The sequence below is a fragment of the Pseudoalteromonas sp. J2K-J031 genome, from assembly GCF_058197095.2.
The window spans coordinates 571,966-586,732 of record NZ_CM200279.1 but is presented as its reverse complement, the minus strand read 5'-3'; the positions used below and the strand labels follow the sequence as shown (position 1 = coordinate 586,732).

The 14,767-nt window shown below is 41.7% G+C and carries 11 protein-coding genes; 4 read left to right on the top strand and 7 right to left on the bottom strand.

Annotation, left to right across the window (positions count from 1 at the left end):
- Positions 1–33 precede the first annotated feature (33 nt).
- Both mpl and AC3KZC_RS02660 read right to left on the bottom strand, forming a co-directional pair.
- Positions 34–1,383, bottom strand: a complete 1,350-nt coding sequence (gene mpl, locus AC3KZC_RS02665) for a UDP-N-acetylmuramate:L-alanyl-gamma-D-glutamyl-meso-diaminopimelate ligase (protein WP_490578161.1) — start codon at positions 1,381–1,383, stop codon at positions 34–36.
- An 82-nt stretch (positions 1,384–1,465) separates the two neighbouring features.
- Positions 1,466–3,868: a zinc-dependent metalloprotease gene (locus tag AC3KZC_RS02660; RefSeq protein ID WP_490578162.1), complete on the bottom strand. Its 2,403-nt coding sequence runs from the start codon at positions 3,866–3,868 to the stop codon at positions 1,466–1,468.
- A gap of 272 nt (positions 3,869–4,140) precedes the next feature.
- On the opposite strand from AC3KZC_RS02660, the gene AC3KZC_RS02655 reads away from it, so the two are divergent.
- Entirely contained in the window at positions 4,141–5,109 is a 969-nt protein-coding gene (locus tag AC3KZC_RS02655) for a class 1 fructose-bisphosphatase (RefSeq protein ID WP_490578163.1), read from the top strand.
- Positions 5,110–5,216: 107 nt separating this feature from the next.
- On the opposite strand, the gene AC3KZC_RS02650 is transcribed toward AC3KZC_RS02655, so the two are convergent.
- Positions 5,217–6,737, bottom strand: coding sequence for an FG-GAP repeat domain-containing protein (locus AC3KZC_RS02650; protein WP_490578164.1), 1,521 nt, complete (start codon positions 6,735–6,737; stop codon positions 5,217–5,219).
- A 212-nt stretch (positions 6,738–6,949) separates the two neighbouring features.
- Here AC3KZC_RS02650 and AC3KZC_RS02645 point away from each other — a divergent pair, with 212 nt between their 5' ends.
- Positions 6,950–7,318, top strand: a complete 369-nt coding sequence (locus AC3KZC_RS02645; protein ID WP_490578165.1) for a C1orf53 family protein — start codon at positions 6,950–6,952, stop codon at positions 7,316–7,318.
- Positions 7,319–7,694: 376 nt separating this feature from the next.
- On the opposite strand, the gene AC3KZC_RS02640 is transcribed toward AC3KZC_RS02645, so the two are convergent.
- The 3 genes from AC3KZC_RS02640 to AC3KZC_RS02630 form a co-directional block, all read right to left on the bottom strand.
- Positions 7,695–9,167 (bottom strand): N-6 DNA methylase, encoded by a 1,473-nt coding sequence (locus AC3KZC_RS02640; protein ID WP_490578166.1) that lies wholly within the window; start codon positions 9,165–9,167, stop codon positions 7,695–7,697.
- Positions 9,168–9,304: 137 nt separating this feature from the next.
- Complete coding sequence (gene sseA / locus AC3KZC_RS02635; protein WP_490578167.1) at positions 9,305–10,144, bottom strand: 3-mercaptopyruvate sulfurtransferase; 840 nt, start codon at positions 10,142–10,144, stop codon at positions 9,305–9,307.
- 72 nt (positions 10,145–10,216) lie between these two features.
- A complete protein-coding gene (locus AC3KZC_RS02630; protein ID WP_490578168.1) occupies positions 10,217–11,401 on the bottom strand; it encodes a capsular polysaccharide export protein, LipB/KpsS family in 1,185 nt (394 codons plus the stop codon).
- Between the two features lie 248 nt (positions 11,402–11,649).
- On the opposite strand from AC3KZC_RS02630, the gene AC3KZC_RS02625 reads away from it, so the two are divergent.
- Positions 11,650–12,240, top strand: a complete 591-nt coding sequence (locus tag AC3KZC_RS02625) for a hypothetical protein (RefSeq protein WP_490578169.1) — start codon at positions 11,650–11,652, stop codon at positions 12,238–12,240.
- A gap of 23 nt (positions 12,241–12,263) precedes the next feature.
- Complete coding sequence (locus AC3KZC_RS02620; protein ID WP_490578170.1) at positions 12,264–12,599, top strand: 5-carboxymethyl-2-hydroxymuconate Delta-isomerase; 336 nt, start codon at positions 12,264–12,266, stop codon at positions 12,597–12,599.
- Positions 12,600–12,606: 7 nt separating this feature from the next.
- On the opposite strand, the gene AC3KZC_RS02615 is transcribed toward AC3KZC_RS02620, so the two are convergent.
- Positions 12,607–14,676, bottom strand: coding sequence for a winged helix-turn-helix domain-containing protein (locus AC3KZC_RS02615; RefSeq protein ID WP_490578171.1), 2,070 nt, complete (start codon positions 14,674–14,676; stop codon positions 12,607–12,609).
- Between the last annotated feature and the right edge of the window lie 91 nt (positions 14,677–14,767).

The window sequence follows — 14,767 nt, the reverse complement described above, 5'->3', positions numbered from 1 at the left end:
TTACCTTTTATAAATAGTGAACGTTATACGCAACTAATTATATTTAGTGTGCAACGCCTGAATGATTTTTTCATGAATGCCATCAAAGCCACCATTACTCATAATTAAAATTTGGTCGCCCTTGGCAACCTTTGCCACGACATCAGTCACAATAGCTGTTACATCATCGTAACAGTGTGCACCTGCATCTTGCGCGGCTTGCTGCAATGACCAATCGAGTTGTTTAGGTTCAAATAAATACACTTCATCAGCGCCTGCGAGCGAATCGAGTAACGTTGCTTTATGCACTCCCATTTTCATGGTGTTTGAGCGTGGCTCTAAAATAGCGTGAATTGTTTGTGAACCTACTTTGGCGCGAAGACCGGCCAAAGTGGTTTTTATCGCGGTTGGATGATGGGCAAAATCATCATAAACACAAATATCAGCGATGTTGGCTTTGAGTTCCATGCGCCGTTTTGGCGAAATAAATTCAGCCAAGGCCTCAATTGATGATTCAACCGGAATACCGACATGGCGCGCAGCCGCAATAGCCATCATCGCATTTTTCACGTTGTGCTCTCCCATGGCTTGCCAGTTCACTTGACCAAGGGATTGCCCTGCTAATTTAACTAAAAATGCACTGCTATCAGGATTGACTAACTCGTAGCTCCAATCTTGGCCTAGTTGCTCGGTTTCACTCCAGCAGCCTTTTGCAATAACACGTTGCAGCGCAGCTTCGTCACTAGGAAAAATAACCTTGCCATTTTGTGGCACTATGCGCATTAAATGATGAAATTGTCGCTCAATCGCGGCTAAATCAGCAAATATATCAGCATGATCGAACTCAAGATTATTCATAATTAAGGTGCGAGGTAAATAATGCACAAACTTACTACGCTTATCAAAAAAAGCGGTGTCATATTCGTCTGCTTCAATAACAAAAAAAGGCGTTTCACCTAAACGAGCCGACAAACCAAAGTTTTGCACAATGCCACCAATTAAAAAGCCCGGCTTTAAACCGGCATATTCTAAAATCCACGCGAGCATGCTGGCGGTGGTGGTTTTACCGTGCGTACCAGCAACCGCAAGTACCCAACTGTTTTGTAAGAGATTTTCTTTTAGCCATTGTGGGCCTGAGGTATAAGGCAAACCATTGGCGAGTACATATTCAACACACGGATTACCACGGCTCATGGCATTGCCAATCACCACCATGTCAGGGCGAGGCTCTAATTGGCTTGGATCATAGCCTTGAGTAAGAGTAATGCCCAACTCTTCAAGTTGAGTGCTCATGGGTGGGTAAACATTTAAATCTGAGCCAGTCACTGTATGGCCTAATGACTTTGCCAACGCCGCAATGCCACCCATAAAGGTGCCACAAATCCCTAAAATATGAATATGCATTAAGAGTCTCTTAAAAAAGTCAAAAAAATACCTGACTAAGTCAGGTATTGTATGATGCCAAAATTAGATTGATTTAGCACGGTTAAATTGGCGAACCTGGCGGCATAGGTAAGGCATTAAAGCGCTTAGACCACTCGCCATTGCTGAGGAAAAAACTAATTTCATCGGCTAAATATTGGCTAAACACATCACCACTACGTTGATATTTTTTCTCAATAAACTTCAGTTGAGAAACTAATTCAGCTTGCACTTCTGGCGCGACAGCCGCATTGATACTTTGCTTGGCCATTAAACTTGCCGTTAATATTTGCACTCGTTGCTGAATTTTAGCTGTCGCACCTGTAGCTTTATCAGCAAAAAAAACGTGCTCGCTCAGCGGGAAAATGACATCACGTACACCTAGCTGCTGACTATCACGCATTTTTTGCTGTTGTAATCGGTTAAGACGCTGACTGTTAAGCAGTAAATTCAGACTATGCTGCGCAGCCACTTCTGGTAAAGCCATGGCATCTAGCGTTAAACCGGTGCGACCAACGATGCTTTCTCGGGTTTTTGATTCGCCATAAGCTTTTGGCACAATTAACGCCAATACACTGTCAGGGATCACTAAACGTTTGGCCTCAAGCGTTTGCAATAAAGCCGCAAAAGCCATTTTTTGCTGCTCAACACTGACCATTTGAGCACCCACTGGAGCATCCTGATTACGGACTTCATAATGGTAATCAACACCTGCGATGAGCTTAACTGCCGCCTCTACTTGATAGCGATGTAATAAATAAAGCGGTACTAACACTTCTTCTAATTGCGACAACGCAGTGCCTGTTTTGATATTTTGAATACCAAATTGTGCCAATGCTTTTTCGCGAATATTCAAAATACGTTCAAGTTCAGCAACAGGCTGCGCACCGTTATCCCATAAATGGGCGGTAGGATGAGCGCCACCTTGAGCGCGCGCATCGTTGTCAGAAATAAACTCTAGGCCAAGTTGTTTATTTTGCTCAAGTACCGCTGCTAAATGATTCTGCTCTTGTTCTTTTGCCACATCGGCATAGCCATATTTAATCACTTGCGTATCCCAAACACCCATGCCTGACGCATAACCTTGGCTGGTATTAAAACTACCATCATCATTAAAGCTCACTAATGGATGCGGGTAGTCCATCACCGAGGCGCGATCTTTTACAGAAGCCGAAAAATTATGAGCAATACCAAGAGTATGGCCAATTTCATGCGCACTGAGTTGACGAATGCGATCTAACGCCATTGCTTGCAGCGCATCATTCACTTCATTGCCTTTCACAAATGGTGCTGCCAATGCTTCGGCAATTAAAATATCTTGGCGAACACGCAGCGAACCTAGCGTAACGTGACCTTTAATGATTTCCCCCGTGCGCGGATCAATGACAGAAGCACCATAAGACCAACCTCGTGTTGCACGGTGCACCCATTGAATTACGTTATAGCGAATGTCCATCGGATCAGCATGCTCAGGCAGCACTTTAACTTGAAAGGCATTTTTATATCCGGCTGCAGCAAACGCTTGATCCCACCATTTGGCACCATCAAGTAACGCAGTACGCACTGGCTCTGGCACACCAGGGTCGAGATAATAAATTATTGGCTCAACGGCTTCGCTCACAGCAGCGCTAGGGTCTTTTTTTGCTAAACGATGACGCGGGATATAACGCACCAACATTGATTGTCCAAGCGGAGCAGCATAATCTTTATGTTCAACACTCCAAAAACCCGATTGTGGATGAAACGCGCGAGGCTGGTAATTATCATCAGGTAATTCAATTAAGGAGTGATGCATATTGACTGAAATAGCATATGGATCGGCACTGACTTGGCGAACAAACTCACCAGGTTTCGAGCCTTTAAATGTCAGTACCGCTTCAAGTTCAGTATTTTTAGCAAACGCTTTTGAGCGCGGCATAAATACCGCGCTGCGGCTGGTATCTAAGCTAAAACTACCTTGCTGACGCGCCTCTAAAGTACGACTTACACCGTGCACATCAGAGAGTAAATAAGGCGTGTAATCAATTAAATAACGTTTTTCGGTGCTGGCTGCTAATTCAAAACCAAACAAAATACTGGATGCAAAAGCCTCTTTAACACTTTGTTGCTCTGCTTCATTACTTGTATTGGCACGATAATAAGTATTGAGCTGGCGTAACATTAATTTGTTACCCATTTTTTCAAACTGCACCAAACGGGTTTCACCTAGCTGACCACGGTCTAGCCCAATATCATTTGAGCCCAAGCCATAAGGTAAGCTTTGTTGCAATAAAAAGGCTTGATTGAGTTTTTCTACTTCAAGGAAGAGCTTGCCACTATTATCGTCATAATAAAATGGAAAATAACCCGGATATTGATTCATATCGTGAGTAAATTCATCAATTGTCTTAAGTGCAGCGTGCGCTTGGGTTACAATACCCAGCAACAAGCTCAGTGTTATGAATAGGTAGAATCGATTTCTTAGCATAATGGTGCCTTTGTTATTTATGTACGAAGCCATGTTGTATAAAGATGATACACAATATACCGCATGATGGTACACGTTTTTGCAACTGTTAGGTTTAGCTTTGCGACTAAGTTAATTTAGCTAGTAATATGTTTTCATTGTCATTTACTACCTTTATTCGGCCTGCTCTATTAAGCTTAAACAATACTTTAAATTTCAACCCAGCGCTTACCCTGTAATAAATGCTCTCTCACATTTGCTTTATTACAACGCTCAGTGATTAGGAAAACAAAATGCGTAGACTCCCACCCGTTTTACTTGAAGATGGTTGTTCAAGAGAATTATTATCTTTGATCCGCACTATTTTAGCGGCCTGTAAAGAAATCTCGTTTCGTGTTGGCCAAGGTGCACTGTCAGGTGTATTAGGTTCAACTTTAGATGAAAACATCCAAGGCGAAACACAAAAAAAATTAGATGTATTATCTAATCAACTACTTAAAGATATTTTACTTGAAACGGGCTACGTAAAAGCCATTGCGTCCGAAGAAGAAGACTACACAGTTGCAGGCAATCCAAATGCTAAATTTATTGTTGCCTTTGACCCACTTGATGGTTCATCAAATATCGACATAAACTCATTAGTCGGAACAATTTTTTCAATTATGGAAGCGCCTGAAGGCTCAGATGCCAGCGACCCTAGCATTTTTATGCAACCGGGCGACAAACAAGTGGCTGCAGGCTATGTATTGTATGGCCCATCAACTATGTTGGCGCTCACCGTTGGTAAAGGCACGCGTATTTTCACACTCGATAAAACTCACGGCAGTTTTTTACTGACTCATGAATTTGCAAACATTCCAGCTAAAACCAATGAATTTGCGTTAAACATGTCAAACCAACGTCATTGGCAACCTGCAATGCAAAATTACGTTGCCGACTTACTTGCGGGTGAAGAAGGCCCACGTAAAGAAAACTTCAACATGCGCTGGATTGCAGCCATGGTCGGTGATGTACATCGCGTATTAACGCGTGGTGGTCTGTTTTCTTACCCAACCGATACAAAAGATCCAAATAAACCTCACAAACTGCGTTTACTGTATGAAGCCAACCCAATGGCCATGCTAATAGAGCAAGCTGGCGGCATTGCATCAACAGGCACTGAGCGCATTATGGCAATTCAGCCCAATGCCATTCACCAACGCGTGGCGGTTATTTTAGGCTCAAAAGACGAAGTTGAAACCTGCTTATCTTATCACCAGTAATACTTTGCTGTGGCAATAAAAAATGGAGAACCTAGTTCTCCATTTTTTTAGCAAGTGTAAAAAACACCCATTTCGTAATGATGAATAGTAAATGATAAATACCAACCTTATTGGTTAGCAGTCACGGATTCACTTGCTTGAGATAACAGTAAAACCAGCGATTTTTCACGCTCTTTTCCATCTTGTTTAGCGTAACGAATTAAAATATCGGCTTTACCATCATGGTTAAAATCTTCCACTTCCACCAAAGATCCATCTTTTGGTAAAAGCGCATTTAATTTAGTTTTTTGCTTGGCAAACAAGGGGCTATTTCCACCTTGGTGAATGCGCAACTCGTCATCATCATGTTGAATAAGTAAATCTTTTAAACCATCACCATTAAAATCAGCCAATTCAAAAACTTGACGGCCACCATTGCCAGTATCAGTATTAATTTGAATTTCTATCTCAGTATTAAAATCTGCTTGTTTTACATATTGACGCGCCTGCTGCATGCGATAAACAGACATTTCGCCATCAATGGATCCTGATACAAACGACATTACCGCACCCACACCAAGCTCCAGTGAAAACATCGAATAATCGGCTAATCCATCATTATTAATATCATCAAATGTGATCGAGCTTTGCCCTTTAGGATTGAGAGTTACATCACTTTTAGCGGCATACACAAGCTGGTTTTGAGCATCTTGGTTCGCAAATCGAATATCATATTCCGCTTTACCACCAAACATGCCTCCGGGCACTGCGGTGCGGGTGATTAAGTCCATCAAGCCATCGCCATCAAGGTCTTTGAATTGATGAAAGCGAGTGATGGCACTTTCGTTATCATCTTGCTCATCAATAAGCCTAATTTGTTGTGCGTCTAAAATACCGGCATTGAGGTTAATTATTTGCTCTTGAGGGCTAAACGAGCCATCCGCTAACTGTTTAAAAACATGAATAAAATTATCACGCTGCAACACTAAATCGGCTTTACTGTCACCATTTACATCAAAACTAAAATTATTTGGCTCTTTAATAATGACTTGGCGTCCATTAATTTCCTGCTCGGGCGAAAAGTTAAGTTGTTGGCGGCTAAACTCACCATTGGTTTGCTGCAAATACACATTAACACCCGTAAAATTGGTGCTTAGTACATCAGCCAAACCATCGCCATTAATGTCTTGGCTAAAGTCAGCATAACTGGCAAGCGTCTGGCTTTGTGGGCCATAAAAAGAGTCTATTGCAGTTAATACTTTTGATTGACCACTTTGAATATCAAACGATAACAACTCTGTCGCTGTCAACAATAAAATGCTCTCGCTTTGTTGCCCCGCCAAACTGCCTTTGCCAAAAAATAATACGTTGGCTGGCAACGCAAATGTTTTAATCGGCGCTTTGGCATTTCGGTCAAAATCAGCAAAAACATGCAATACCACTTGGTTATCATGCAGACCGACAATCACCATGTGACGCGGGGCATCATTTTGTTTGAGGTAAAATAATTTACCCGATAAATCGTGCGCGCCATTAAGCGTCACTTGATCAAACGTGACCACGTCATCATTTTTGGCATGAGCAAGCGATCCTAAAAGTGCACTGGCCGTTAAACTGAGTGCGGCTGCTATTTTTGTAATTTTATGCATGTTTAATCCTTTCACTTATTGATTCCTCGAGCTGGCAGTATTGCCATTTCGCTCTTTAATACACAGTAAAAATGTGCAACAAGGTATTAATGGAGTGAATAAAGGGAAATAAGTTCAGTTTTAATTTCGCTAAAAATGACTCTCGCAACTCTGCAATTTCGCTTTTTACATGGTACGATAGCGCCGATTTTTACCAACAGATTCCCTGATAAATGCCCAGCCTATGCCCACAATGCCAAGCGCCTGTCGCATGCAGCGCCGAAAAAACCTGCTGGTGTATGGCACTGCCCAACATTCTGCCGCTTGACAGTACTGCAAGCTGCTTATGCCAAAATTGTTTAATTACACAAATAAACACTTTTTTAGCCCTACAATACCAAACGCAACCGATTGAAACCTTATTAGCATTAGCTGCGCCATATCAATCGAGCCCCTCAACTATTGCAGGGCTTGATTACACGATTGAGCAAGGGTTTTATGTATTTAGCAGTTGGTCACACCTTAAACGCGGTTATTGCTGTGGTAATGGCTGTAAACACTGCCCGTGGAAGTTTAAAAAAACTCACGCAAACCTTGATTAACGCTTTTAATTTAATTAAAAACAACGAGTTACTTTAAGAGGTCGAAAAACTCAACGAGGATTACACCGATATTATTTCATGTTGTAATTCAATGAAATCAGCCATAGTTAATACTTCACTGCGCACTTTTATTCAAACAGTCAAACTTGATCATATTATTTGGAAAGGCAACGTATACGCCTTAGCATCTGGGCTCAGTAAAAGTGCGGTCTTTAAGAAGCGGGAAGAACCCCATAAAGGAATTCACCAAAATGGTGTACTTGCTCTTAAAATGATTCAAAAAGGTGAAAAAAAATAGCGTTGTAAAACACCTTCAAGCAACAGAAGAAGCCAGTATATTGGTAATGCGTTATTTAGATGAATTGGCCAACGAAGGTTAAGTGCGTTTCACTATTTGTCGGCAAAATAACGCAATGTCAGCAATGGTTTGCTCACTAAACTTCAGCTCTTTATTCACTAGCTGATTGATTGAGGCAAGTAGCGCAGCTAAATCTTGTTGTTGCCGCGCACCTTGATAAGCCTGCTTTGCCAGTTGGGCTAATTGCTGCTTTGCTAATACAGTAAAATCCGGCAGGGGTAATCTAGCAACATAACCTGATGTGATCATATTGGTTCTTATTAATACCCCACGCACACAGTACTTCACTAAATCCGAATTTAAATAGGCCACTAACCACCAGCTTGATTGCTCATCACAGATAATATTGGGATTAACGCCAAACAAACTACCTTGTGGTAACAAACAGGCTGAAAACTCAATGCCCATTGATGAACAAGTAATGCCGCTTTGCATTAAGTACTGAGGATTACGCACATTAAAATTAACATCGCACTGGCTGCGCTGTAAAAAGTCATCAATTAAAAAGCCATTCGGAGCACAATAAAACTTACTCGAACTCGGGTTTTTATAAAATGGCACTGAAAATCCAGCTTCAGGTTGTTTACGAATAAACGCTTGGTCGTTGCCCGTTGAGACCCCACTAATACACGCAAATTTAGCCGCAAGCCTTGGGCCATCAAACAGCGTTTTAACCTCACAAGGTACACCTACCAATAGCTCCATGTTGTCGGCACAAGACGTTAATACAATGTCTGTAAGCGCTTTATAAATAAAACGCTCTTCGGCTAATGCAGCAAAAAAATCAGCTTGATTGAGCGGGCGATTTAATAAACGCACCGTAGGCTGCTGTAAATTTCGCCCTTTTTGCAACACCAAAATACAAGTGCGCACATTGGCACCTTGATCTAAAAACAAATCGGTTGGGCACAAAATTAAATCGTGAATAATACAACTGCTGAGGATTTTTTTTCTGAGTTTACGGTGTACTTTGGCGGTTAAAAATGAGCTATCGCAAATAGTCGCAATCACGCAGCCATCGTTTGCTTTATCTATCATCGCAGCTAAAAACATCGAGTACATATTATGCACTCCAACATCTTTAAACTGATGCTTTAAATCAGCTTTATGCTGTTTGATATAATCTACTTCATGACAATTATAAGGCGGATTGGCAACGATAAAATCGCACTTTTTCTTTTTGGTTTGCTGGGCTTTAGCACTTAATAAAAAATCACCTTGAATAAACTGGCTTTGGTAAGACGATAAATGACGCAATACATCGGTACTTTGCAACTCAAAACACTGTGCTTGTTTAGCATTTTCAGCAATAAAAGGCGTCAGTAACTCTTCTTGCCCAACGCAAGGGTCAAAAACAACGTAGCCATGAGGATTAATTGCTACGCAGCGCTGATAAAAATAGTCAGCAATTGATAACGGTGTTGCGTAATAACCCGTTGCGCGGCGATCGGTACCTGAAGAAGTAATAACCTGCTTAATTTTTCTAGCCAAACAAATACCAATTAAATATACCAAAGACCAGCTAATTTAACACAACCGACAAGGTTAAGGTAATCAGTCTATTACGCTTGAGATCAAAGTAACTCAGTTAAAATAGATAGATACCCAAACCACCTCAAGATGCCGAATTATTGTTGTTCTATCGGTAAGTCGGCTCTTTGCCCCCACTCGCTCCAAGACCCATCATAAACAGCTAAATGACTATAACCGATTTCACTGGCAGCCAAAGCTAAAATACATGCCGTGACGCCCGAACCACAACTAAATTGTAACTGCGATACGGTGCTACAAATACGCATATCAAACAGCGCCTTAAGTTCGGCTTTGGAACGTAAAAAGCCATTATGAATTACATCGGCATAAGGTAAGTTTTTTGAATGAGGAATATGACCCGCTCGCATACCCGCTCTGGGCTCCGCTTGCTCACCACTAAATCGGTTAGCGGGGCGTGCATCAAGCAACAACACATTTTTATCGGGCGCACTTTGCAATACTTGTGTTGCATCAATAAACAAACCAGCTTGCTCTTGAGCAACAAAGTCACCTAGCGCTAATGGCGAAGAATAAGCAGATTGTACTGCCCCTTGCTGCGCACGCCACGCAGGTAAGCCGCCATTAAGTACTGCAACATTATTAAACCCCATCGCTTTAAACATCCACCAAGCCCGTGCTGCGCTATAAATTCCTTGGTCATCATAAACCACCACGGCACTGGTTTGATTCACCCCCAGGGTGCGCATCGCTTGGCTAAAAAAGTCAGCCGAGGGCATCATATTCGGTAATGGGTTAGTAGCATCGTATAAATGATGAGAAAAATCAAAACGCTGTGCGCCCTTGATTATGGCATCAACCTGATATGGCTTTGTTGAGCCTGCGGGGCTCATTCCTGCATCAAAAATCACTAATGATTCATCATCAAGATGCTGTGCCAACCAGTGACACGACACCCAATTGTGCGGCAATTGCATATATTTCCTTCGCTAATCAGTTAAAAATAAACCGAACTAACCCACCTTAAACAGCACGATAATTGCGTTACGTTATGCAGCAACGTCTTTAGCTGGTGCACTTTTTTTATTATTTTTTGAAAAGTCATCTTGTGCCAACAAGCGCGCTTTTACTGCTTGCGCATGTTCATCGGTGCAATCTAACCAACGACCTGTAATGCAATAAACCTGCTTTAAATAATTAAAAAATGCATTTTTAAGTGCTGAATTAGGTTGCCAGTTTGGCAGCGTTTGCAAAGTGTCATTTAACGCTCGCTGGTTATCACAGTGTAAAACCAATCCTTCAACATTAAAGCAAGCCTGCCCGAGGGTGATCACTTTTTTATCGAGCAACAGTCCCTCAAGACCCACAGTTGAGTTAATCGTAATAACCGCCTGCGCTCCTAAAATAAGCTCTTGTGTTAAGTTTGCATTCGCAAAACGAGCTTGAGGGTCTTTGTGATATAGCTGGGGGTAATGTTTATGCCACGAAGGATGCTCTTTAAATATGACCATTAAATCCGGTTGATTCAGCGCTTTAACAGCCTGCATCACAGCATCAAATAAGGCCTCCATATCTGCAATCCAAGGTGAATAGCACACCACTTGAGTATCATGCGGTACTTGAAAAGGCACAAAAATATAACGGGCAGGCAGGCTTTGCTCATCTTCTGACTGCCTACGCTTATCGGCTTTACGCTGCTCAATAACCGGCGCTTGAAACGGCATGTCAGTCAAATGAGCTTGCGTTAAATAAAATGCGGGGTCTTTTTCTAAACTCGCAGCTTCATTCACACCACTGGGATCTAAACTGGTGGTTTGAGGTAATAATCCATTTTCAAAAAAATATACAGGTATCGCCAATTGCTCAGCGGCTAAAACAACGGTTTGATTCGGTAGTTTTTTTCCATTCCAGAGCACCACCTTATCTGGTTTATGTTCGGTTAGTAAAGCCAAATATTTAGCCAAACGTAACGTTTCAAACCCAGCTAAAAGAGTACGATATAAAAACAGTACGACTGGATTTCGCCAAAATACCGGTTGTTTAGCTTGCTTGCGACGAACTTGCGTAGCAATCAAATCACTTAAATCGCAGCGCCATGCAGCAGATAAAAAACGCCAAGCCGACAATTTAGGTTTCCCCATGATATGTAGCTCGGTTTGAAGTCCTAACAAAGGTATTAACTTACGATAATAACGAACATGGACGTTATTACGGCTGATAAATAAAAAACGCATTTCAAAATGACCTAATCAATTTTCGCTCACAATAGCGAGAAAAAGTAACAGTGGTCAATCATTTTGGCCACCTTATTACGCCGTTTTGCTGGATTTAGATATTAGGCAAAACGAGTGTTATGACCCGCTATAGTAGCATTTTATGCGACTGAGTTGACTACCCTGTCAATTCATTTAGCAAAGAATTAACTTGGTTGAATACAGGCGAATATGCTTCAATAACCGGATAATTTTTTGAGAATAAAGAAATGTTAAAACAATTAATCACCAGCGCTTTATTACTGAGTGTTAGCCAGTTGAGTGTTGCAGCTGTCATTGTAAGCGCTCAAACCGGTAAAACCGTGAGCCACACTCTAACCACCAAAGAAGCAAAAGAAATTGATGTGGCCGATGATACTCACATCGCATTAAGTCTCGAGCGTGCCATTCCAAATGCCCGTTATGGCCTCTATTACGCCAAGTTTGAGTCAACACTTGAGCAACAACCCAACGCTCAATTAACAATGCAGTATTTCGCCTTTCAAAGTGCCGTTGAATATCCGCTCTATCAGGATTTAAGTGGCTATTTTGGTGCGCACCTTGGTATCAATAAAGTAAAACCAAGCATGGCCGAATCAGATGAGTACTTTGCGGTCGGTTTATATACCGGCATCCAATATCAATTGACTCATGCAGCACGCTTTCAACTTGAAACTCGCTGGATGAACACCTTGGTAAATAATAACAGTAGTATCAGCTGTAATGCATCAAACAAGAACGACGACCAGTGTTTATGGCATTTTGATAGTGATGTACTGACTCAATTTCAAGCCAGTGCAGGGTTTAGCTACCGCTTTTAAGCATTAATAGACAAGAGGTTTCGATGCCACATTTAGTGATTGAGTTATCTGATAACTTAGCCAACCAAGCACAGGACATGGTCTATAAAGTTCAACAAGCTGCTTTATCGTGCGGCTTGTTTGATGCACCCAGCGTTAAAAGTCGCGCCATAATTTATCAACATTTTGCACTGGGTAATTTAAGCGATAGCTTTATCCATATTCAAGCCCGCATTTTAAGTGGTCGCAGCGAGAAGCAAAAACAAGAACTCAGTGATTGTTTACTCGACTGCTTACAACATTATTGGCCCAATGAAGGTTGCCTCAGTGTTGAGATTGTTGAAATGGATAAACAAAGCTACCGCAAACAACAAAAATAGCCGCAGGCTATTTTTGTACTAATCGTTTGATATCCACCTGCGGCGTTTCGTAGCCAGTAAATAACAGCCAGTTTCGCTCTGGCACATACGCCATACCGCGGGTGCGGCTATAAGTACGCTCTGGTACACGCAATAAATCTTGGTGCTGCTCAGTACTGAAATTATAAAATCCCAAACGATAATCATGACCGCGCACTTTAAAATAATAAATGCCCTGCTCGGTTAATTGCCAACCGGTGCTGCTGGGTAATTTCACATCATCAAACAAACTGCGCTCAGCCTCATGTGCTGATTTAGTCCACAAGCCTTTTTCATCTTTTTTGCTGTAAATATAAGTATTTGGTGCTGATTCGACCAAATAACGCACGCCATTATCGGTGATTTTTTCAAGTGATTGATCCGCTAATGTGAGCTTAAACACATCGTTACCATCACTGACAAAAATAGCTTTATCATCCAATGACCAGCTCGCTTTGTAATGATATGCAAATTGCGTATTCAAGACCTGAACTTGGCGGGTCGCAACGTCTAATAAGTACAGGGTATTTTCGGTAAGCGTAATGGCATTAAACACAATAAACCTGCCATCATGAGACCAAACAGGGTCGCGCACCACGGCGTTAAGCTCGGTTAATTGGGTGCGATTTGTACCATCTAAACTGGCTAGCCACAGCTCATCGCCTCCCGATTCATTAGAGACCACGACCAGCTTGTTGGCCGCAGCCGAAAAATTAGGGTAACGAAAATTATAATCTGATTGTAATAAAGGAAAAGGTGCCGAATTGATTTGTGCATCAAGCTCAATGCGCATAATGGCAGTGCCCATTTGCCAATTGTGGTAATAAATATCACCTTTTGCATCGTAACGCGGATAACTAAACCCTTGCACGGGCAATAAAGTGAGCTCCCCCGTTTTCATATCCATTTCATAACCCAGCCGCTTGCCATTTTCATGTGAAGCAAACACCAACTTTGCTAAATTCGGGTGCCATGAAACGCCCCGAATGGTATGCATCCAAGTTAATAAAATCTCTTCTTGCTGCGTTGAAAATGTGTGTAAAACAAGCTGGTATTGGCCTGTAGGCAAGCTACGTACCACCATCATAGTAAGTTCATCAGGCGAAAGTGCCACATATTCTTCATCAAAATGACAACTTACGACACAGGTCAACTTTTCTCGATGTTGCGTTATTAAATCAAGCTGATAAACGGCATTTGCCTCATCCGCTTCGGTTTTACCGATATAGAGTAAACGAGTATCATCTTTAAACAACGCCAATGCCCCGCCCGCTGAGGTCGCACATTGACCAATGACAGTCACATCGTCTGTTTCCAAATGTTGAGCAATGATTTGGCATTGTTGTTTTTTACGGTAGTAATAAATCGTTTGGTTATCACTGGACCAAATTGGCCGCGACTCCACAAATTCACTATTGGTTATATTTTTAGGTGGCACACTAGGTTGTGATAAATCTTTAAGATATAGGTCAGTGTCGCGATCCATTTTGCGCCACGAAAACAATAAATAGCGGCCATCCTCAGACATCGCAGGAAACAACTCTCGCCCAGGATATTCGGTTAATAATTCAGGTTTATCATAACCTTGCACAGCATCTGGCCGTGAAAAAAAGCCCACAAATAAACCAATTGAAATAAACACCCCTATGAACGCAATGACACTTAACCATTTTATGGGCCATTTTGCATACCATTTATGGCTTATCTGTGACTCTGCAGACGGTGTCTCTAACTCCTGGTAGTGAGGTTGATACAACAGTCGATAGCCGGTTTTACGAATTGTTTCGATATATTCTTGCTGTGTTGGTTTATCGACCAAGGTTTTTCGTAAATGCCAAATAGCATTGGTGAGGGCTTTTTCGCCGACATAACCATTGCCATCCCATACCGCATTAATAATTTGCTCACGGGTAACAATACTGGGATATTGCGATGCCAAAAAAACCAAAACCTCAATAAATTTTGGCTGCAAGCTATTCGTTTGTTCTTGATTCACAACCGTATTTTCCAACGGGTTAATCTGATAACTACCAATACGAAATGGCGTTTTTGTTAACATCTTTTATCCAATTCCAGTAAAAAATCGCGTCTAAATTACCGCTCAGCATACCTAATTTTCACATTAAAAGGCAAAAATTACGATGTAACAA

Coding starts and splice junctions, on each gene's coding strand:
- mpl (WP_490578161.1), bottom strand. CDS start 1,383: ATGCATATTCATATTTTAGGGATTTGTGGCACCTTTATGGGTGGCATT.
- AC3KZC_RS02660 (WP_490578162.1), bottom strand. CDS start 3,868: ATGCTAAGAAATCGATTCTACCTATTCATAACACTGAGCTTGTTGCTG.
- AC3KZC_RS02655 (WP_490578163.1), top strand. CDS start 4,141: ATGCGTAGACTCCCACCCGTTTTACTTGAAGATGGTTGTTCAAGAGAA.
- AC3KZC_RS02650 (WP_490578164.1), bottom strand. CDS start 6,737: ATGCATAAAATTACAAAAATAGCAGCCGCACTCAGTTTAACGGCCAGT.
- AC3KZC_RS02645 (WP_490578165.1), top strand. CDS start 6,950: ATGCCCAGCCTATGCCCACAATGCCAAGCGCCTGTCGCATGCAGCGCC.
- sseA (WP_490578167.1), bottom strand. CDS start 10,144: ATGCAATTGCCGCACAATTGGGTGTCGTGTCACTGGTTGGCACAGCAT.
- AC3KZC_RS02630 (WP_490578168.1), bottom strand. CDS start 11,401: ATGCGTTTTTTATTTATCAGCCGTAATAACGTCCATGTTCGTTATTAT.
- AC3KZC_RS02625 (WP_490578169.1), top strand. CDS start 11,650: ATGTTAAAACAATTAATCACCAGCGCTTTATTACTGAGTGTTAGCCAG.
- AC3KZC_RS02620 (WP_490578170.1), top strand. CDS start 12,264: ATGCCACATTTAGTGATTGAGTTATCTGATAACTTAGCCAACCAAGCA.
- AC3KZC_RS02615 (WP_490578171.1), bottom strand. CDS start 14,676: ATGTTAACAAAAACGCCATTTCGTATTGGTAGTTATCAGATTAACCCG.